Raw genomic sequence first — 20,187 nt, 5'->3', positions numbered from 1 at the left:
GATTTGGAGGTGAATATATGCGTACTTTATGGATATTCCCAGGACAAGGTGGACAAAGTTCGGGGATGTTGGATAACGTACCACAGGATTTAAAAACTAAAGTTAAAGATTTGACTGGGGTTGAGTTGACCGATGATGAAGAGGCCTACAAGGATTCCATAAAGATTCAATTAGGAATTTTGATTTTGCAACTATATAACATTAGACAGTTACAAAGTATTGATGAGAGGCCTGATGTTGTTGCCGGACATTCTTTGGGAGTGTTTGGTGCCGCTGTTGCTGCTGGGGTTTTGACTGAAGAAGATGCAATTAAGATTGTCTTTCTTCGTGCTACCAAGATGAAGGAAGCCTATCCAGTTGGATATGGTATGGGAGCAATTGTTGGATTGACTCGCAAGGAAGTTACGGTATTGGTTGAAAGGGTCATGGCACCTGATGTTTATGTTTCAAATCAAAATTCAGAGTTGCAGACAGCATTGTCTGGTTCTTTGGATGGTATCAAGAAAGTTTTGGCTTTAGCAAAAGATAATGGTGCTCAAAAGACGCTTATATTGAAAGTTCCAAATCCATCACATTCACCGTTGATGCAATCAGCTGCTGATGCTTTGCAAGAAGCATTCAAGACAGTCGAGTTGAAACGTCCCAATTGTACTTATCTAACTAATTACAACGGTCATGCCGTCCACACAGTAGATGAAGTCAAAAAGGATATGATCAACAATCTGATTTATCCGGTTTATTGGGACACGATGATGAATGTTGCCAGTGAACTAGGTATTGATACAACGATTGAAGTGATGCCAGGACATGCATTCACCAAGTTGATTCATACTAAATTACCTGATCTGAGAAATATTACCATGAGTGAAATGGGAATTGATGATACTGAATTTCTATTAAAAAAATGGAGGAAAATAAATGACTAAAAGAAGTTGGACTACACATCGCGATGCAAAAAACGCTAAGTTAGAAAAAGTTGCACCAATGATGGATGGTAAGTTTGTAGAAACTGAAAACGCTAAGGAATTGTTGGAGGACTTAATTGCCCCCGGCGACAAAGTTGTATTGGAAGGAGATAATCAAAAACAAGCTAGTTTCTTGTCAAAGGTATTGGCTTCCGTTAATCCCCAAAAGATTCATGACCTACATATGATTATGTCATCTGTCTCAAGACCAGAACATTTGGATATTTTTGAAACTGGTATTGCTAGCAAGTTGGACTTTTCATTTGCCGGACCACAAAGTACTCGTATCTCACAAATGATTGCTGATGGAACAATGAATGTTGGTGATATTCATACATATCTTGAATTGTATGCACGTCTATACGTTGACTTGATTCCTAACGTTGTCTTAGTTGCTGCTGATAAGGTTGACCATGATGGTAACTTGTACACTGGTGCCAACACAGAAGAGACACCCGTAATCGTTGAATCGGCTGCTTTCAAAGATGGTATTGTTATCGTTCAGGCTAACCAAATTGTTGATAAAGTTCCACGCGTTGATATCCCTGGTGACTGGGTCGATGTTGTTGTTCAAGCCGATCAACCATATCAACTAGAACCATTGTTCACACGTGATCCTCAGAATATTACTGAATTACAAATTCTGATGGGTATGATGGCAATTCGCGGTATTTATGAGAAACATAATGTACAAACAGTTAACCATGGTGTTGGTTTCAATACTGCTGCTATTGAACTATTGCTACCTACATATGGTGAACAATTAGGGTTAAAAGGGAAGATTGTCCCTAATTGGGAAGTTAATCCTACACCTACATTGATTCCTGCAATTGAAAGTGGTTGGGTCAAGACTATTCACAGTTTCGGTGGTGAAGTTGGTATGGAGAATTATATTGCTCATCGTCCTGACATTTTCTTCGTTGGTAAAGATGGCACAATGAGATCAAACCGTGCCTTTGGTCAAATGGCTGGCCAATATGCACTTGATATGTTCGTTGGTTCAACTCTACAAATTGATAAATATGGTAACTCTTCAACCGTTACAAATGGTCGTCTATCTGGATTCGGTGGTGCTCCTAACATGGGGAGTAACCCAACAGGCCGTCGTCACTCAACACCAGCATGGCAAAGCCTTCGTCCTGATAATGATCCACTAGGTAAAGGACAAAAACTAGTCGTACAAATGGTTGAAACATTTGGCTCAAACAAAAAGCCAGTCTTCGTCGATCACTTGGATGCTGAAGAGGTTAGAAAAGAAGCTAAATTAGCTAATGTTCCTATCATGATCTATTCAGAAGATACTACTCATATCGTTACTGAAGAGGGTATCGCATACTTGTACAAGACAGATAGCATGGCTGAAAGACAAGCGGCTATTGAAGCTATTGCCGGAGTTACACCAGTTGGATTGAGAAGTAATCCTAAACAACTTGCTGACTTGCGTGCACGTGGTATCGTCGCATTGCCAGAAGATCTTGATGTACATCGTAATGAAGCTAAACGTTCACTTCTCGCTGCACAAACAATGGACGACTTAGTAAGTTGGTCAGATGGACTATACAATCCACCAGCTAAGTTCAGAAGTTGGTCATAAAATGCAAACCAAAACATCTATTGCACAATCAGCAGTTGATGCTCTGAAATGGGAAGTAAATTTTACTCCCAAGCCCGGATTAGTAGACGCATTATCCAATGGTTCACATGATGATATGGATTTGAATTTGTTCCTAAAATCAGCTGATAGTCTATTATCAGGATTCCAACAGACAGCCGAGGCTAGTTTTGATCGAGATATTGATATTAGTTTACGTGAAGATATCGGTGCCATTGGCAGACAGACTGAAGCAGACATGTTTCAAGCAACTAATGGAGTTAATACTCACAAAGGTGCCATCTGGACAATGAGCTTGTTGATAAGTGCTACAAGTGCATTGCAGACAAATGATATAGGACAAATATTACTATCGGCGCAGTCATTAGCTAACTTACCAGATAAATATGTTCCACAAAACGCTAAGAAGACTCATGGTATGGCAACAAAGAAAAAGTATGCTTTATCAGGAGCACGTGGCGAAGCTCAGACGGGGTTCCCAAATATTAGAGAAATTCTGAGTTACACGAATGAAGAGGATGATTTATGGATGCGTCGTTTGATGTTGTTATACAGCAACGTTAACGATACAAACATTGTTTATCGTAGTAATTTAAAAGTTTTGCAATCATTACAAAAAATTTCAAGAGAAATATTTGAGAGTAACACGCCGGTTATTGAAAATTCCAAATTCGTTGAGTTGGAGAAATTCGTCAGTGAATATAATATTTCACCGGGTGGTTGTGCGGATTTATTTGCAGCAAGTTATTTTTTAGACAATCTAACAAATGTAGGAGAAAATTAAATGGAAAAATTACGTTATAAATTTGAAACTAAGAATCCCATTAAGAACCCAGTTCACATTGGTGTAGTTGCTTCTGGGGACCTTGAAGTAATCTTTCGTCCAACAGATTCTGATGAAACTGTTGTAAGTATTGTTACTGGTAGTGATGGTTTTAAAGAAGTTTGGCAAAATGTTTTGGATCGTTTCTTTGCAAGATATCCGATCCAAGCAAATATCGAGATCAATGACTTCGGTTCAACACCCGGCGTTGTAAATCTACGTTTAACTCAAGCAATGGAGGCATTAAAAGATGAGAAATAGTTTTGTTGAATTACATGCACGTGAACGTGCTGAGGCATTGCTTGATGATAATGCCCGTGAATTAGTTGGACCACTTGATAATATGATTTCACCACACTTGGAACCACAAGGTATCGTCCCTGAAAGTGACGATGGTGTCGTTCTCATGCGAGGTACTATCAACGGTAAGAATGCGCTAGTTATTTCTATTGAAGGTAAATTCCAAGGTGGTGGTATTGGTGAAGTTAGTGGTGCCAAGATTGTTGCTGCATTGGAGAAGGCTTTAGAAGATAACAAGGCCGGAAAGACAATCTATCCAGTTATTGTTCTTGATACTGGTGGTGTTCGTTTACAAGAAGCTAACTATGGTTTACTTTCAATTTCAGAAATTCACAATGCAGTTATTGCATTGAAGAAGTATGTTCCAGTTATCGGTCTAGTTCCTGGACGTGTTGGTTCATTCGGTGGTATGTCAATTACTGCTTCAATTCTTTCATACTTAATTGCTACTAAGAAAGCTAGAATTGCTCTAAATGGACCAGAAGTTATCGAACAAGAGGCCGGTGTTCGTGAATTTGATTCAAGTGATAAAGACTTGATTTGGAATACTTTAGGTACTAAGCAACGATTAGCAACTGGACTTGTTGATGAAGTTGTTGACGATACAGTTGAGGATATTAAGAAATCAGTTTCAGATGCTATTGATGCTAAGAAGGATGCTCACAGAACTGAACATGTGGACTTCTACCTATCATTACTAGACCAACTTGATCCTAATAAGAAACTTGATATTGAAGGATATCGTAAGCTTTATCCAGAAGTTAAAGCTGAGAAGCATGTTATTGCCGATGCAGTTGAAGGAGATAAACCAGGTACAAAGAGCCGTGGCCGTCTGTGGTTTGAGAAACTAACAGGTATCAAAAACGCCAAGAGTTCAGTATCTACAGTTTTGCATGCTGAAAAAGATGGTAAAGAATATGTTGCTATTGTCCCTGATGCCGACAACAAGTTCCCACGTGTTCGTAATGGTGAAGTAGGTCTTGAAGAAGGATTTGCTGTTGCAAGTATCGTCAACAAAGTTGTTGCTGATGATGTTGATAAGGATGTAAAACGTCCCATCATCATGGTTGTTGATGTACCTAGTCAAGCTTATGGTTATCAAGAAGAGTTAATTGGTATCCACGTTGCTTTAGGTTCAAGTGCTGCTGCATATGCTAAAGCTCGTCAAGCTGGACATCCAGTTATTGCTTTCATTCCTGGCGATGCGGTTTCAGGTGGTTTCTTGGCACATGGTCTACAATCAAATCGATTGATTGCCTTGGATGATACATCAATCACTATCCAAGCTATGTCAAAAGCCAGTGCTGCACGTATTACACAACGTACAATTGCTGAACTTGAAGAAGCTACAAAACATGTTCCAGCTATGGCTTACGATATCGACAATTATGAAAAACTTGGTGCTCTATACAAACTAGTTAAGGGTATTGGTTCATATGAAGCTACTGATGAGAATGTAGCTAAGATCAGTTCAATCATTGACGAAGCTATCCAAAGTACTGTTGGCAAACCAGCAGATTTGCACTTCCGTTATGAAACACCTATCGCTGTTGAAAGTGGTCGTAAAGCTACGAATGCAGTTCGTAAGGCTGTCTTTGAACAATGGAACGCATAGAGCTTTTACCACATAATTTGGTTAAAATTTATCCTGAAGAATTCTTCAGTGATGAAAAAAAGCCTAAATGGGTGGTTGATAGTTTGACCAAAGTACCATTAGTGATAATTCGTCGTGGAAATATCATTGATGGCAAAGTACCAGTAGGTGTCAGAGGTGTTAAACGTGAACAGAGATTTGCTGGATATATTTTTACTAAAGATGTTGTATCTGAAAGTATAATTACTCCATATTCACTGATATATGATACATGGGACTTGCTTTCGAAAAGTCGTCGAGAGTTACCAGCAATCAATGCTTTGCCTAAAATTGTTTCTATTATGAAAGCATATAAGTGGGGAATTGGCGGAAGTGTGGGATTTGAATTGGCTAGTCGACAAGCAACTGCTAAAAATAGTAGTGATTTGGATTTGATTTTATATGAAAAGAATCATCTATCACGTGAAGAGGCAAGTTTACTTTTAAAAAGATTGAATCAATTTGGAGTTCACGCAGATTTACAAGTTGTTCATGGTCAAAAAGGGTTTTCATTAGAAGAATTTGTGAATAATACTAGTGAAACGATATTAGTTAAAACTGCTAATGGACCAAAGCTTTCGCGAGATCCGTGGACGGAAATAGAGAAGGATTAAAAAATCTTGGATAGTTTTCCAAGATTTTTTTGGTAGATAATGAAATTTTTGACAGATGACAAAATTAAATTGGATTATAACGTTTATGGAACTGGAAATCCCGTTGTCTTGATTACTGGATTTGGGGGCTATCAGGAGATATGGAAATTACAGATCGAATATTTGATGAATATGGGCTATCAAGTGATAACTTATGATCATCGTAATCATGGAGCATCGCAACGAACTAATCAGGGATTAAATATCATGCGCTTGATTACTGATTTACATGAATTGATAGAATTCTTGCAATTGGACAAACCACTGCTGATCGGGCACTCTATGGGTGCAAGTATTTGTTATGGATATCTAACAAGATATGACAATGTAGCAGCAATTATGGGGATTGACCAAACAACCAAAATGTTAAATGATGCTAGGTGGCGTTATGGATTCATGGACATTAATGAAGATAATTATCGTGTCGCAACTGCAACGGCTGCTAAAGTCCATGAGACTTTGCGAGGAATAGATGCACGTATCATACCAAGTTTGAATGATGCTAAGGATCAGTATCCTTTTGATAGAAATTTAAATTTGCCATTACTATACGATCATGTAACAAAAGATTGGCGAGATGCGTTAAAAAAGAGCAGACATCCAATTATGCTGGTGGCTGCAAAAGATAGTCCATATTATAATTCTGATTTTGCAAAGGTAATGTCCGATTCATGTGATAATGTTACATCTGCCGTGGTGGATAATTCTGGTCATGATATTATGGCCGAAGTTCCTGATCAATTCAACCAGTTATTACGTCACTTTGTCCTGTCGAATAGAAGGTATCAATAAGCCCTTTGATATTTTAAAACAGGGGGAATTTTAAAATGAAGGCCAATACTGATTGCGTTATTACAGCTGTATAGCTAAAGGTTGAAAGGTTAATTAAGTATGCCGTCTCCAGAGCTGAGAGTATTCAATTGCTGTGCGGAACGGCCCGGGCCAAAGTGCGGTCTCGGACCTCGGTTGAAGCCTCGCAAAACCCGCGAGTCTCCAACACGCCCGGTAGTGTAATTGCTAAAGCAATAACGCCACTTTCGCTGCAAATGAATACTCTCAGTTCTTCCGACTAGTTTATTTCTTTAATAACAGGAACAATAAAACAACTATTTCTGATTATTTAAATAAATTGGATCTGTACCTGTAATGACAATGGTTATATTAATTTTTTACCTTTCAACCTTCAGATGTATAGGCAAAAGTTTTCGAATAATCACCCATATCAGTGGTTCGGGGATGATTTGTTGGTTTATTTAATATAACTTCTTTCTATTATTCATAATTACAACATATAACAGTGGGAAACTAAAAAAGAAGGGGATATTTCGGATGTAAAACCCGAAGTATTCTCTTCTTTTATATGAATAATATTCTGATTAAAAGCTAATCAAATTGGAAATGCTGATTTATCAACACTTACAAGTGAAACTTTGTGAAACAAATGCGCCATGCGGGAGTCGAACCCGCATTTCAGGAACCGGAATCCTACGTGCGATCCATTACACTAACAGCGCCTTACTCTCATACCACTATCTTATTCTATCGCACACTCATATAAAAAGTAAATCATGAAAAAAATAATATTAATTTAACTTTTTGCAACCATATCACTTGATATTTTCACAAGAGAGTTTATACTTATAACTGTGCTTGAGAGATGACAAAGAATCATCCGGGCTTTTATTTTTTGAGTACATGGGTCGTAAACAGACATACAGGGACGATAGTTGTCCCACGGAGTATATCAAATGACTAATAATGAAGATTTAGAATTGCTGGATTTAGTTGCCCCAGACTTCATTAAGACTCTGGAAAAGCGATTTAAAATACTTCAGAGTATCTCATTGATGGAGCCGGTCGGACGCAGAATATTAGCTGATGATCTTAACGTCACTGAGCGTGGTTTAAGAACAGAAACGGATCTACTAAAGAAACAAGGCCTACTTGTTTCTTCAAAATCTGGGATGTCTTTGACAAGAACAGGTAGCGATGTAGTGGTTCGTTTGACCGATATATTGGCTAATTACCAAGGAACAGCTCTTTTAGAGAAACAGTTGAGCCAGAAGCTTGGAATTAGTCGTTGTATCGTCTTACCCGGTAATGCTGATAAGCAATACCGAGTAGTTGATTCGTTTGGAAGAAGACTGAATCAACTCTTAGGGTCGATTTTACCAGTGGGACAGTCAATGATTTCTGTCACCGGTGGGAGTACCTTGGCACGTGTGGCTCGAAATCTTTCACCAGACTTATCGAAAAATCGACAGTTGGTATTTGTGCCAGCTCGTGGTGGAGTAGGTGAGTCGGTAACGATTCAAGCAAATAGTGTCTGTGCAGAGATGGCTTTGAAAACTCAAGGCCAGTACCGAGCTATGTACCTTCCTGAGGACATTAGCGAAAAAAGTTTTGAATCTTTGCAAAAAGAGACTTCAATTAAGTCGGTTCTTGAACTAATATATAGAAGTAATGTTGTGATTCACAGCATTGGCACAGCAAGTATTATGGCTGACCGGAGAAATCTTTCCGAAAAGGAACAAAGTATTGTTGATAATGGTAATGCTGTTTCTGAAGCTTTTGGTGATTTCTTTGATCGAAGTGGTAAACTTGTATATAAGGTACCTAGGATTGGACTTCATGTCCAGGACCTTGATAAAATAGAACATGTGATTGCGATTGCCGGTGGTCAAAGTAAGGCCGAAGCGATTCAATCATATATGAAAAATGCACCACATCATACAGTATTGATTACTGATGAAGGTGCCTCAAAGCTGATTTTAAGGGATAACCCTTTAAAATAATATTTTTTTGATTTCCTGAAGGAGGAATTTTTGTATGACTACAAAAGTTGGTATTAATGGATTTGGCCGTATCGGTCGTTTGGCATTCCGCCGTATTGCTGCACTTCAAGCAGCTGGCAAGACAGATTTGGAAGTTGTTGCAATTAACGATTTAACTTCACCTGCTATGCTTGCTCACTTATTGAAGTACGATACTGCTCATGGTAACTTCGAAATTGACAAGATCACTGCTGAAGATGCAGCTATCGTTGTTGATGGTAAGAAGATCCCTGTATATGCTGAAATGAACGCTGCAGACCTTAAATGGGTTGCTAACGACGGTGTTGATATCGTTCTTGAATGTACTGGTTTCTACACATCAACAGAAAAAGCACAAGCTCATATCGATGCTGGTGCAAAACGTGTATTGATCTCAGCTCCATCAGGTAACATGCCTACAGTTGTTTACGGTGTTAACGATGACGTTCTTACAAACGACGTTAAAATCGCATCAGCTGGTTCATGTACAACAAACTGTCTTGCACCTCTAGCAAATGCCGTAAACGAAGAATTCGGTATTAAAGCTGGTACAATGACAACTATCCATGCTTACACAGCTACTCAAAAACTTCAAGATGGTCCAGAACGTAAAGGTAATGTTCGTGCTGCACGTGCTGCTGCTGCAAACATCATCCCTCATTCAACTGGTGCTGCCAAAGCCTTAGGTATGGTTGTTCCTGCTTTGAAGGGTAAGCTTGATGGACATGCACAACGTGTTCCAGTTATTACTGGTTCAGTTACAGAATTAGTTGCAACTCTTGGCAAAGAAGTTACAGTTGACGAAGTAAATGCTGCTATTAAGAAATATACAGAAAACAACCCTTCATTCGGTTACAACGATGATGAAATCGTATCTTCAGACGTTATCGGTACATCATTCGGTTCAATCTTTGACCCAACACAAACACAAATTGTTGGTTCAGGTGACTCACAAGTTGTAAAGACTGTTGCTTGGTATGACAACGAATCAGGATTTACTGCACAAATGGTTCGTACACTTGAGAAATTTGCTACATTAGACTAATCAATTAGTTGAACTAGTAACTAATTTAAGATAAAACCTAATTTAGTGTGATTTAAATTGGCGGAGGGAGGATAACTCCTTCCGCCTTTTTTTAAGGAAAATATTGGAGGATTTATTTACAATGGCTAAACTTATTGTTTCTGACGTTGACGTAAAAGGCAAAAAAGTCCTAATGCGTGTAGATTTCAACGTTCCTATTAAAGACGGTGTTGTCGGCGATACAAACCGTATCGTTGGTGCTATCCCAACAATCAAATATGTTTCAGAAAATGGTGGAAAGGTTATCTTGCTATCTCACTTGGGTCGTATTAAGAGTGATGAAGACAAGAAAGCTTTGTCATTAAAACCAGTTGCTGAAAAACTTCAAGAATTAAGTGGAATGCCTGTTAAGTTCGTACCTGTTAACGAAGGTAAAGAACTTGAAGACGCTGTTAACGAACTAAAAGACGGCGAAATTCTACTTATGGAAAACACACGTTTCCAAGATATCGACAATGATTTCGGTAAACGTGAAAGTAAGAACGATCCTAAACTTGGCGAATACTGGGCATCACTTGGTGACGTATTTATCAACGATGCTTTCGGTACAGCCCACAGAAGCCATGCTTCAAACGTTGGTATCTCAACAGCCATGAAGGCTGCTGGCAAACCCGTTGCTGCTGGATTCTTGATGGAAAAGGAAATCAAGTTCTTAGGTAATGCCGTTGCTAATCCTGTACACCCATTTGTAACAATTCTTGGTGGTGCAAAGGTTTCAGATAAGATTGGTGTTATTGAAAACTTAATTCCAAAATCAGACCACATTATCATCGGTGGTGGTATGGCTTATACATTCTTAGCTGCACAAGGCCACAAGATTGGTAAGTCACTATTCGAAGCAGATAAAGTTGAACTAGCTAAGGACCTCCTTCAAAAAGCTGGCGACAAGATCGTACTTCCTGTAGACCACATTGTTGCTAAAGAATTCTCAAATGATGCTGACGCAACAACTACTGATGGTGTTGATATTCCTGATGACGAAATGGCTCTTGATATCGGACCTAAGACAGTTAAATTGTTCCAAGACACTCTAAAAGGTGCTAAGACTGTTGTATGGAATGGACCAATGGGTGCATTCGAAATGAGCAAGTTTGCTGAAGGTACACTAGAAGTTGGACGTGCTATGGGTAGCTTGACTGATGCTATTACTATTGTTGGTGGTGGCGATTCTACTGCTGCTGCTAAGAGTCTTGGTATTGCTGATAAGCTAACACACATCTCAACTGGTGGTGGTGCTTCACTTGAATATCTTGAAGGTAAGACATTACCTGGTATTGATTCAATTTCAAATAAATAATTATTTTTCAGAGGAGAATTAATTTTATGCGTACACCTATTATTGCGGGTAACTGGAAGATGAACAAAAATCCTAAAGAAACCCAAGAATTTTTAGACGGTATCAAAGGTAAATTACCAGAATCTGGCGTAGAAACTATTATCGGTGCTCCAGCTATTGACCTTACAACACTTGTTGCAGGTGCCGAAGGTACACCATTAAAGACTGCTGCTGAAAACTCATACTTTGAAGAATCTGGTGCTTTTACTGGTGAAACATCACCTAAAGCTCTTGACGAAATGGGTATCGACTATGTAATTATTGGTCACTCAGAAAGACGTCAATACTTCGGTGAAACTGATGAAGATATCAACAAGAAAGCTCACGCTATCTTGAAGAACAACATGTTACCTATCATCTGCTGTGGTGAAACTCTAGAACAACGTGAAGCTGGCAAGGCTGAAGACTGGGTTACTGGTCAAATCGAAAATGCTGTTAAAGGCATTTCTGCAGCTGACTTAGCTAAATCAGTTATCGCTTACGAACCAATCTGGGCTATCGGTACTGGTAAAACAGCTACTGCTGACCAAGCACAAGAAATGGTTCACGTAATCCGTGAAAAGGTTGCTAGCTTGTACGATGCTGATACTGCTGATAAAGTACGTATCCTTTACGGTGGCTCTGTAAAACCTGCTAACGTTAAAGAATTAATGTCTAAAGAAGATATTGATGGTGGACTTGTTGGTGGTGCATCAATGGATCCAGAATCATTCATCGCTTTAGCAACTTTCAACAAATAATAACTTTTTAGGTTATATATTTATTTTAAGTGTTAAAAAGGTTAAAATTAGTTTGTAATAAAATCGAAAAGGAGATTTTTAAAATATGTCTGTAATTACTGATATTTTAGGCCGTGAAGTTCTTGATTCACGTGGTAACCCAACTGTTGAAGTTGAACTATATACTGAACTAGGTGGCTTTGGCCGCGCACTTGTTCCATCAGGTGCTTCAACTGGTGAACACGAAGCTGTTGAATTACGTGATGGCGACAAATCACGTTTTGGTGGCAAGGGTGTTCTTAAAGCCGTTGCTAACGTAAACGACAAGATTGCTAAAAAGGTTATCGGCATGGATGCCACTGACCAACGTGCAATTGACCAAGCTATGATCGACTTAGACGGTACACCTAACAAGGGTGAACTTGGTGCTAATGCTATTCTTGGTGTTTCACTAGCTGCTGCTCGTGCTGCTGCTGACGAATTAGGTCTTCCATTGTACGAATACCTTGGTGGTCCTAATGCTCACGTATTGCCAACACCTATGATGAACGTTATCAATGGTGGTAAGCATGCTGACAACAACGTTGACTTCCAAGAATTCATGATCTTGCCCGTTGGTGCAAAATCAATGCGTGAAGCCGTTCGTATGGGTTCAGAAACATTCCACTCACTTAAAGCTGTTCTTGAAAGCCGTGGCTTGAACACAGCTGTTGGTGATGAAGGTGGTTTTGCTCCTGACCTTGAAAACAACGAAGCTCCTTTCAAGATTTTGGTTGAAGCTATTGAAAAAGCTGGTTACAAACCTGGTGAAGATGTTGCTATTGGTTTTGACTGTGCCTCATCAGAATTCTACAATGCTGAAACACACAAGTACGAACTAAAGGGTGAAGGCGAAAACGGTGCTGTTCTTTCAACAGACGAATTTATCGACTTGCTTGCTGGTATCGTTGACAAGTACCCAGTTGTTACAATCGAAGATCCTATCGATGAAAACGAATGGGAAGACTGGCAAAAAGTTACTGCTAAACTTGGTAAGAAAGTACAACTTGTTGGTGATGACTTGTTCGTTACAAACACAGACTACTTGAAGAAGGGTATTGAAATGGGAGTTTCAAACTCAATCCTTATCAAGCTTAACCAAATCGGTACACTTACAGAAACATTCGAAGCTATCGAAATGGCTAAAGAAGCTGGATTTACAGCCGTTGTTTCTCACCGTTCAGGTGAAACTGAAGATACTACAATTGCTGACCTTGTTGTTGCTACAAACGCAGGTCAAATCAAGACTGGTTCAATGAGCCGTACAGACCGTATTGCTAAGTACAACCAATTGATGAGAATTGAAGATCAACTTGGCGACCAAGCTGAATTCAAGGGTATCAAGAGTTTCTACAACTTGAACAAATAATTACAAATAAGTAATGAATTAAACAGCCTTAGGGCTGTTTTTTTTGTACAATGAAATAGTAGGTTTAAAAATGGCGGCCGGAGCTTGGCATCAATGTAGCTCAAGGTTGAAAGTTTAGTTAAGTATGCCGTTTCCAGAGTTGAGAGTATTCAATTGCTGCGCGGAACGGCCCGAGCCTGGAAAGCGGTCTCGAACCTCGGTTGAAGCCTCGCAAAACCCGCGAGGCTTCAACTCGCCCGGTGGTGTAATGGCTAAAGCCATAACGCCACTTTCGCTGCAATTGAATACTATCAACTCTTCCAACTAGTTTATTTTTTTAATATTGGAACAATAAAATGAAGACTTCTGCTTATTTGAATAAATCAGCTCTAGGATTGTAACAACAATGGATATATTATTTTTTCACTTTTCAACCTTTAGATATGAATTAGAATAGTCTAATTGTATTTATATCCATTAATAGAGTAGTCGGGATTTTTATTGTAGATTTTGTTCAATTTGAAATCAAAGAACAGTAACCCTAGCTGGAGATTGACAGAGAATTTCACGTGCAGTGGAAGTAGCGTTATGGCTTTAGCCATTACACTACAGGACGTATTTTGAGACTTGCTGGTTTTGCAAGGCTCAAAATCGAGGGTCGAGACCGTCCTTTGGCTTGAGCCGGTCCCACAGCAGGCGAAAATTCTCTGTCAACCGGAAGCGGTATAATTCAATAAGTTATCAAATTTTTGTACAATAATAATAGTCAGAGCAACACAATATTTGGAGGAAACGAATATGACCTTAAAAATTGCATTTATTGGTTTTGGTAAATCAGCCAATCGTTATCACTTACCTTATCTTAATATCAGAGATAATTTCCAAGTAAAAACCATCTACACACGTAAGTCAGTTAATGAAGAACTTGCTAAACCATATCGTGACAGAGGCGTTAATTTTACTAACGATTTAGCCGATATTTTAAATGATTCTGAAATTGATTTAGTAACTATTTGTACTCCCGCTCAAACGCACTATGATTTAGCTAAACAGGTTATTGAAGCTAAAAAATCAGTCATTGTCGAAAAGCCTTTTGTTGACACTTTAGGTCATGCTAAAGAATTGATTCAATTGGGTAAAGACAACGGGGTTTTAGTTATGCCTTATCAAAATCGCCGATTTGATGGTGATTATTTAGCCGCTAAACAAGTTATTGATCAAGGATTTTTGGGTGATATTGTTGAAGTCGAATCACATATTGACTATTATCGTCCCAATACTGTTAACAGTAAGGGTACCAAAGAACAAGGTGAATTTTACGGATTGGGAATTCATCTGATGGATCGCATGGTCGCTCTGTTTGGTCGTCCTGACAAAGTGGTTTATGATATACGTAACACTGAAGTGGCTGATGCGGTCGACAATTACTTTGATGTTGATTTACATTATGGTACACAGATGAAAGTAAAAATTAAGGTCAGTACAGATGTTGCGGTAGATTATCCGCGTTTTATTGTGCATGGAATGAATGGTTCTTTCATCAAATATGGAGCTGACCAGCAGGAAAATGATTTGAAAGCTGGCATCATGCCGGGAACTCCTGGTTTTGGCGAAGATAGTCCAATGTATTATGGTATTGCTAAATATCGCAATTCAAATGGTGATTGGATCAAGAAGCAAATTAAGACGCCGTTAGGTGATTATGGTTTGTACTATGATTCAGTATATGAGACTCTAGTCAATCACAAGTCGCGCTTAGTAACTGATGAAGAAATTTTGACCGATATGGAGTTACTCGAAGCGGGATTCTATCAACCGGCACCAGCGGTTTACGATGTTCCAAAATTAGACTTATAGTTATAGGGGAGAAAAATGAAGTTAGCGTTCACTGATAATGAAAAATTAAAACTGACAGCTGAAGGAATATTGGTGGGGATTCTTTCCGGGTTAGTAGTAAGTATGTTCCGTTGGTCGATTGCACGTTCTTTGAGGATTTTTCAAGGGTTGTATATTGCGGCTCGAACCAATATGGGATTAATAGTTGGGCTGGTTGTTTTAATGATAGCCATTGCTATTTTTGTTGGTTATTTACTGAAAAAAGAGCCAGATATTTCAGGATCAGGTATTCCACAGGTTGAAGCACAATTGGCTGGAGAAATGCAGATGCATTGGTGGTCAGTGTTGTGGCGTAAGTTCGTTGGGGGAATTTTAAGTATTGCCCCAGGGTTATTTCTTGGTCGAGAGGGTCCTTCAATCCAATTAGGTGCAGCGATTGGTCAAGGCGTTGGTGATTTAACACATGATAATGTAGGAGTTAGCCAGCGAGTTTTGATTGCCAGTGGCGCAGCAGCAGGATTGTCAGCAGCTTTTAGTGCTCCAATTGCTGGTGCAATGTTTGTTTTGGAAGAGGTTTATCATAACTTTTCGCCATTAGTGTGGGTTACATCTCTAGCTAGTGCGGTTAGTGCAAATGTGATTGCCTTGTATGTATTCGGCTTACAACCGGTTTTACAAGTTCCATATAAATTTAGCTTGCCAATCAAGTATTATTGGCATTTGATTGTTTTGGGAATTATTCTTGGGTTAATGGGACGTTTGTATCAAATCTGTACTTTAGCGATGCCAGCTGTGTTCAATTTGACTCGTTTGCCACGTTATATTCAATGTATTATTCCACTAATTTTGATTGTTCCCTTAGGAATGTGGGTACCGCAATTTATTGGTGGTGGAAATGAAATTATTGTGGATTTACAAAGCTATGGTCCTAGTTTAGGTTTGATGTTTGGACTACTGGTTATACGATTTGTCTATTCAATGATTTCATATGGATCAGGAGTTCCAGGTGGTATCTTTTTGCCAATTCTAAACCTAGGTGCCATTATTGGTGCACTTTATGCGATTGCTATGCATCAAATGGGATTATTACCGCTGTATTTTGAAAGTAACCTGATTATTTTTGCAATGGCTGGTTATTTTGCATGTATTAGTAAAGCACCATTTACGGCCATTATTTTGGTCACAGAGATGGTTGGTTCACTAAAGCATTTGATGCCACTAGCCGTAATATCGCTAGTAGCATATATCGTTGTGGATCTTTTGAATGGTGCTCCAATTTATGAAGCCTTGAAGGAACGTCTTAGTATTAATTCGACGTATCTCAATCGTGTCAGCAAGTTTAATGATCGACTTGAGGTACCGATTTATGAGGGTAGTTCAATCGATGGTAAATATATTCGGGATATTCCTTTTCCCAAAGACATTTTGGTTGTTTCAATTTACCGTGGCGAACGTCAATTGATACCACGTGGCGATACTTTGATCAAAGCTGGTGACCGTTTAATATGCATGGTTAATGCTGGTCAAAGAGCCAAGATGACTGAAAAGCTAAACAATTTGTTTAAGTCAATGGACTAGAAATTTGACTTCATTTATGTTATTGTTTTAGGAGTGATTTCAGCTTTTTTTAACACCATGAACGGAGGTTTTACAGGTGTATAACATTATCGAAACATTGTTGATAATCGTATCCATTTTGATAGTAATTGCCGTGTTAATGCAACCTACAAAGCAACAAGATGCTTTGAATGCATTGTCTGGTGGTGGTGGGGACCTATTCAGCAACCAGAAGAAACGTGGTTTTGAAGCCTTCATGGTTAAGGTTACCTACGTTTTACTAGTATTGTTTTTTGCATTTTCAATCATACTAGTATACTTATCATCTCACTAAGCAATTTATCCTCCTGAAAGTTACTCAGGAGGTTTTTTGTTATAAGGAGCAAAATAGTATGAAAATATTACGACCCAAACCATTCTATTTTGATAGTGGACCGACAGCGGTCTTGTTGTTACATTCTTTTTCAGGCACTTCCAACGATATGCGACTACTTGGTCGTTTTCTTGAAAGAAACAGTTATTCGGCGTATGCACCAATGTTTGCCGGACACGGAACAGCTGAACCGTTGGACATTCTAGAACTCGGTTCGCCTGAAAAATGGTGGCAACAGACTCAAAAAGCAATTCAATTTTTACAAGAACAACAGAAAACTCAAATTTATGTCTTTGGACTATCTCTGGGAGCAATCTTTGCTACAAAGGCTTTGGAAGAAGTCCCTGACATTATCGGCGGTGGAGTATTTGGATCACCATTAGGTAGTACAGGATATCACGGAATCAAGGAAGCCTTTTTGACTTATGCAAAAAAGGTGTATTCTATTCAACAGGACTTAACAGAAATTGAAATCGATTCTAAAATAAGAGTAGTTAGTTCCAAAATTGATGCTAAGTTGACTGAGATCAGAAAAACTTCCGTTGGTGTAACAAACCAATTAGCTGAAATAAAGCGACCATATTTTATTGGTCAAGGTACGAACGATAAATTAGTTAATCCAGATGCTGCATTAGAAGTGGCTAAGGACGTTAAAACATCACAGCTACATTTATATAATGCAGGGCATGTTTTGACTATCAACCGCGCTCATTCTCAGCTCGAGAGTGACGTATTAAAATTTTTAGAAAACAATTGAGGAAAGAAATGCCAGATAAAGATAATAAATTAATTGCAGACATACTAGAGGTTTTCAGAAGCAATCCTGACCGTCGTTACAAATCCGAACAGATTGAAGACGTGTTAAGAATGCATGGAGCATCCGCTTTTAAGCGTGTTGTTCAGGCTCTAGCTGTCTTAGAAGGTGAAAGTAAAATTACTTTGACCAACAAGGATGAATTCAAGATGGCCGCACCAGAGACTGTCGTTGAAGGAATATTCAAAGGTAATGATAAAGGATTCGGTTTCGTTAGATATGACGAAGTTGACCCGGATGCCTTTATTGCCAGAACTAATACGATGTTCGCTGTTAATGGCGATACCGTTAAAGTTAAAATCACAAAACCATCAAACCCTTGGATCGACAAAGGGCCAGAAGGTGAAGTTGTAGAGATCGAAGAGCGTTCATTGTCAAAAGTTGTCGGTGAATTTCATGCCTACAGTGATGTCCAAGTTGAAAAGACTGGTCATTATGGTTACGTTAAGAGTCATGAAAAGAAGATTGCTTCTTATATGATCTTCATCTCTGACAAGGGGTTGCACCCACAAATCGGTGATATGGTCCAAGTATCAATCGATCAATATCCAGATGCTAAGCACCCACAAAGTATGGACGGAACAGCACTTGAAGTTATCGGTAATAAAAACGATCCCGGTGTTGATATTATGTCAATCGTTGTTGACAATGACATTAACCCTGAGTTTCCTAATGAAGTGTTAAAAGAAGCTGAAAAGGTTCCTGACCACGTTTTGGACTCAGATCGAGTAGGTCGTAAAGACTTAACTGAAAACATGGTTATCACTATCGATGGGGATGACTCCAAAGATTTTGATGATGCCGTTGGTCTTGATATTTTGCCAAATGGCAACTTCCATCTTGAAGTCGATATTGCAGATGTTACGCACTATGTTAAAGAGGGCTCACCACTTGATACAGAAGCTTATACTCGTGGGACAAGTACTTACTTGGTTGACCGAGTAATTCCAATGTTGCCATTTAGATTGTCAAACGGAATTTGTTCATTGAATCCTGGTGAAGATCGTTTAGCTTTAACTTGTGAGATGGAAATTGACCATGAAGGTAATGTTGTTAAACATGATATTTACCCTAGTGTTATCAAATCTAAATATCGTATGACTTACAACAATGTTAATGAAATTCTTAAGGACGACGAAGAGTTGACTGAAGAATATGCTCCAGTTGTGCCAATGTTAAAGGAAATGGCTGACTTACACGCAATCTTGTTCAAAAAGCGTCATGAACGTGGTGCCATTGACTTTGAAGAAACTGAAGCACAAATTATCGTTGATGAAAACGGTAAGCCAATCGATATTAAGTTAAGAGAACGTGGAACATCTGAAAAGATGATCGAATCATTTATGTTAGCTGCTAACGAAACAGTTGCTGAACATTATAATTTGAAACATGTTCCTTTCTTATATCGTGTCCATGAAAAACCTGATGAAGAAAAAATCAAGAACTTCTTTGAATTTGCTGCTGCTATGGGTGTGCAGGTTAAGGGTAACTTGAAAGAGATTACTCCTAAGATGTTCCAAAATGTTTTAGCAAGTGTTGTTGGAACTCCTGAAGAACAAGTTGTTACAATTATGTTGTTGAGAAGTTTACAACAAGCTAGATATTCTGACGAACCACTTGGTCACTTTGGTTTAGCTGCCAAGTACTATACTCATTTTACATCTCCAATCAGACGTTACCCCGATTTGACTGTTCACCGTATGATTCACAGTTACGCTGAGAATGGTTTTACTGAGGAAGAACAGACTAAGTGGGGCGATAAACTTAAAGATATTGCCGAACATACATCTGGACGTGAAAGAATTTCCATTAACGCTGAACGTGCCGTTGACGATTTGAAGAAGACTGAATATATGGCTGATCAAGTTGGAAATACATTCGATGCCGTTGTCAGTTCTGTGACTGGTTTTGGTATGTTCATTCAATTGGATAATACTGTTGAAGGATTGATTCATATTTCTAACATGAAGGATGACTTCTACGAATATGATGAAAAGAGTATGTCGATGCACGGCCGTGGCACTGGTAAGACATTTAAGGTTGGGGAACCAATCAAAGTTAAACTTATCAGAGCTGACGTTGAACATAGACAAATTGATTTTGAACGTGTTTTAACTCCAGAAGAGCAAGAACAAGCTGATAAACGTGAAGCAGAATTTAAGAAGAAGCGTTCAATGCAACATGGACGCGAACGTGGTGGTCATGGTCGCCACAATGATAACAATAAAGACCATGGTGATAAGAATAGCCATAAGAGACGTGGTAAATACGAAAGTCGGTGA

Annotated in this window: 17 protein-coding genes and 1 tRNA gene; 17 read left to right on the top strand and 1 reads right to left on the bottom strand. The window is 38.8% G+C overall.

Translation table 11 applies throughout. The features are described from left to right. Positions 1-17 precede the first annotated feature (17 nt). Genes FFM71_RS08040 through FFM71_RS08010 form a run of 7 tightly spaced genes read left to right on the top strand, consistent with a single transcriptional unit; the run spans position 18 to position 6,778 of the window. Positions 18-926, top strand: a complete 909-nt coding sequence (locus tag FFM71_RS08040) for an ACP S-malonyltransferase (protein WP_137611659.1) — start codon at positions 18-20, stop codon at positions 924-926. Next, entirely contained in the window at positions 919-2,559 is a 1,641-nt protein-coding gene (gene mdcA / locus FFM71_RS08035) for a malonate decarboxylase subunit alpha (RefSeq protein ID WP_137611658.1), read from the top strand. Before FFM71_RS08040 ends, mdcA begins: the two co-directional genes overlap by 8 nt. A 1-nt stretch (position 2,560) precedes the next feature. Continuing rightward, the gene (locus FFM71_RS08030) at positions 2,561-3,361 is read left to right on the top strand and encodes a triphosphoribosyl-dephospho-CoA synthase (protein ID WP_137611657.1); all 801 of its coding nucleotides are present in this window, start codon (positions 2,561-2,563) and stop codon (positions 3,359-3,361) included. Next, positions 3,362-3,661 (top strand): malonate decarboxylase subunit delta, encoded by a 300-nt coding sequence (locus FFM71_RS08025; protein ID WP_137611656.1) that lies wholly within the window; start codon positions 3,362-3,364, stop codon positions 3,659-3,661. After that, positions 3,651-5,315 (top strand): biotin-independent malonate decarboxylase subunit beta, encoded by a 1,665-nt coding sequence (gene mdcD / locus FFM71_RS08020; RefSeq protein WP_137611655.1) that lies wholly within the window; start codon positions 3,651-3,653, stop codon positions 5,313-5,315. The genes FFM71_RS08025 and mdcD overlap by 11 nt, the downstream gene beginning before the upstream one ends. Further along, positions 5,303-5,947, top strand: coding sequence for a malonate decarboxylase holo-ACP synthase (locus tag FFM71_RS08015; protein ID WP_137611654.1), 645 nt, complete (start codon positions 5,303-5,305; stop codon positions 5,945-5,947). Before mdcD ends, FFM71_RS08015 begins: the two co-directional genes overlap by 13 nt. A 39-nt stretch (positions 5,948-5,986) precedes the next feature. Next, entirely contained in the window at positions 5,987-6,778 is a 792-nt protein-coding gene (locus tag FFM71_RS08010; protein ID WP_137611653.1) for an alpha/beta fold hydrolase, read from the top strand. Positions 6,779-7,428: 650 nt separating this feature from the next. Here FFM71_RS08010 and FFM71_RS08005 read toward each other — a convergent pair. Next, positions 7,429-7,500, bottom strand: a tRNA-Arg gene (locus tag FFM71_RS08005). 234 nt (positions 7,501-7,734) lie between these two features. On the opposite strand from FFM71_RS08005, the gene FFM71_RS08000 reads away from it, so the two are divergent. From FFM71_RS08000 to rnr, 10 genes are all read left to right on the top strand, one after another. Further along, a complete protein-coding gene (locus FFM71_RS08000; RefSeq protein WP_137611652.1) occupies positions 7,735-8,781 on the top strand; it encodes a sugar-binding transcriptional regulator in 1,047 nt (348 codons plus the stop codon). A 34-nt stretch (positions 8,782-8,815) separates the two neighbouring features. Next, the gene (gap, locus tag FFM71_RS07995) at positions 8,816-9,844 is read left to right on the top strand and encodes a type I glyceraldehyde-3-phosphate dehydrogenase (protein ID WP_137611651.1); all 1,029 of its coding nucleotides are present in this window, start codon (positions 8,816-8,818) and stop codon (positions 9,842-9,844) included. A gap of 121 nt (positions 9,845-9,965) precedes the next feature. Next, positions 9,966-11,180, top strand: a complete 1,215-nt coding sequence (locus FFM71_RS07990; protein WP_137611650.1) for a phosphoglycerate kinase — start codon at positions 9,966-9,968, stop codon at positions 11,178-11,180. A gap of 26 nt (positions 11,181-11,206) precedes the next feature. After that, positions 11,207-11,959 (top strand): triose-phosphate isomerase, encoded by a 753-nt coding sequence (tpiA, locus tag FFM71_RS07985; protein WP_137611649.1) that lies wholly within the window; start codon positions 11,207-11,209, stop codon positions 11,957-11,959. Positions 11,960-12,044: 85 nt separating this feature from the next. Beyond that, positions 12,045-13,346, top strand: coding sequence for a phosphopyruvate hydratase (gene eno, locus FFM71_RS07980; protein WP_137611648.1), 1,302 nt, complete (start codon positions 12,045-12,047; stop codon positions 13,344-13,346). Between the two features lie 777 nt (positions 13,347-14,123). Then, positions 14,124-15,182 (top strand): oxidoreductase, encoded by a 1,059-nt coding sequence (locus FFM71_RS07975; protein ID WP_137611647.1) that lies wholly within the window; start codon positions 14,124-14,126, stop codon positions 15,180-15,182. A 15-nt stretch (positions 15,183-15,197) separates the two neighbouring features. After that, positions 15,198-16,739 (top strand): ClC family H(+)/Cl(-) exchange transporter, encoded by a 1,542-nt coding sequence (locus FFM71_RS07970; RefSeq protein WP_137611646.1) that lies wholly within the window; start codon positions 15,198-15,200, stop codon positions 16,737-16,739. A 76-nt stretch (positions 16,740-16,815) separates the two neighbouring features. Beyond that, positions 16,816-17,052, top strand: coding sequence for a preprotein translocase subunit SecG (gene secG / locus FFM71_RS07965; RefSeq protein ID WP_057892842.1), 237 nt, complete (start codon positions 16,816-16,818; stop codon positions 17,050-17,052). A gap of 58 nt (positions 17,053-17,110) precedes the next feature. Next, positions 17,111-17,848: an alpha/beta hydrolase gene (locus FFM71_RS07960; RefSeq protein ID WP_137611645.1), complete on the top strand. Its 738-nt coding sequence runs from the start codon at positions 17,111-17,113 to the stop codon at positions 17,846-17,848. A gap of 8 nt (positions 17,849-17,856) precedes the next feature. Beyond that, positions 17,857-20,187, top strand: coding sequence for a ribonuclease R (rnr, locus tag FFM71_RS07955; protein WP_137611644.1), 2,331 nt, complete (start codon positions 17,857-17,859; stop codon positions 20,185-20,187).

This window comes from Companilactobacillus huachuanensis, assembly GCF_005404815.1.
In the GTDB taxonomy this organism is placed as follows: domain Bacteria; phylum Bacillota; class Bacilli; order Lactobacillales; family Lactobacillaceae; genus Companilactobacillus; species Companilactobacillus huachuanensis.
The sequence above is the reverse complement of the archived record's forward strand: the minus strand, read 5'-3'. Positions and strand labels throughout refer to the sequence as shown.

Bases quoted from the DNA above. Each gene is read 5' to 3' on its own strand.
- FFM71_RS07960 (WP_137611645.1), top strand. From the start codon at position 17,111: ATGAAAATATTACGACCCAAACCATTCTATTTTGATAGTGGACCGACA.
- FFM71_RS07975 (WP_137611647.1), top strand. From the start codon at position 14,124: ATGACCTTAAAAATTGCATTTATTGGTTTTGGTAAATCAGCCAATCGT.
- FFM71_RS08030 (WP_137611657.1), top strand. From the start codon at position 2,561: ATGCAAACCAAAACATCTATTGCACAATCAGCAGTTGATGCTCTGAAA.
- FFM71_RS07990 (WP_137611650.1), top strand. From the start codon at position 9,966: ATGGCTAAACTTATTGTTTCTGACGTTGACGTAAAAGGCAAAAAAGTC.
- rnr (WP_137611644.1), top strand. From the start codon at position 17,857: ATGCCAGATAAAGATAATAAATTAATTGCAGACATACTAGAGGTTTTC.
- FFM71_RS08000 (WP_137611652.1), top strand. From the start codon at position 7,735: ATGACTAATAATGAAGATTTAGAATTGCTGGATTTAGTTGCCCCAGAC.
- FFM71_RS08010 (WP_137611653.1), top strand. From the start codon at position 5,987: ATGAAATTTTTGACAGATGACAAAATTAAATTGGATTATAACGTTTAT.
- gap (WP_137611651.1), top strand. From the start codon at position 8,816: ATGACTACAAAAGTTGGTATTAATGGATTTGGCCGTATCGGTCGTTTG.
- mdcD (WP_137611655.1), top strand. From the start codon at position 3,651: ATGAGAAATAGTTTTGTTGAATTACATGCACGTGAACGTGCTGAGGCA.
- mdcA (WP_137611658.1), top strand. From the start codon at position 919: ATGACTAAAAGAAGTTGGACTACACATCGCGATGCAAAAAACGCTAAG.
- FFM71_RS08040 (WP_137611659.1), top strand. From the start codon at position 18: ATGCGTACTTTATGGATATTCCCAGGACAAGGTGGACAAAGTTCGGGG.
- tpiA (WP_137611649.1), top strand. From the start codon at position 11,207: ATGCGTACACCTATTATTGCGGGTAACTGGAAGATGAACAAAAATCCT.
- FFM71_RS08015 (WP_137611654.1), top strand. From the start codon at position 5,303: ATGGAACGCATAGAGCTTTTACCACATAATTTGGTTAAAATTTATCCT.
- eno (WP_137611648.1), top strand. From the start codon at position 12,045: ATGTCTGTAATTACTGATATTTTAGGCCGTGAAGTTCTTGATTCACGT.
- FFM71_RS07970 (WP_137611646.1), top strand. From the start codon at position 15,198: ATGAAGTTAGCGTTCACTGATAATGAAAAATTAAAACTGACAGCTGAA.
- FFM71_RS08025 (WP_137611656.1), top strand. From the start codon at position 3,362: ATGGAAAAATTACGTTATAAATTTGAAACTAAGAATCCCATTAAGAAC.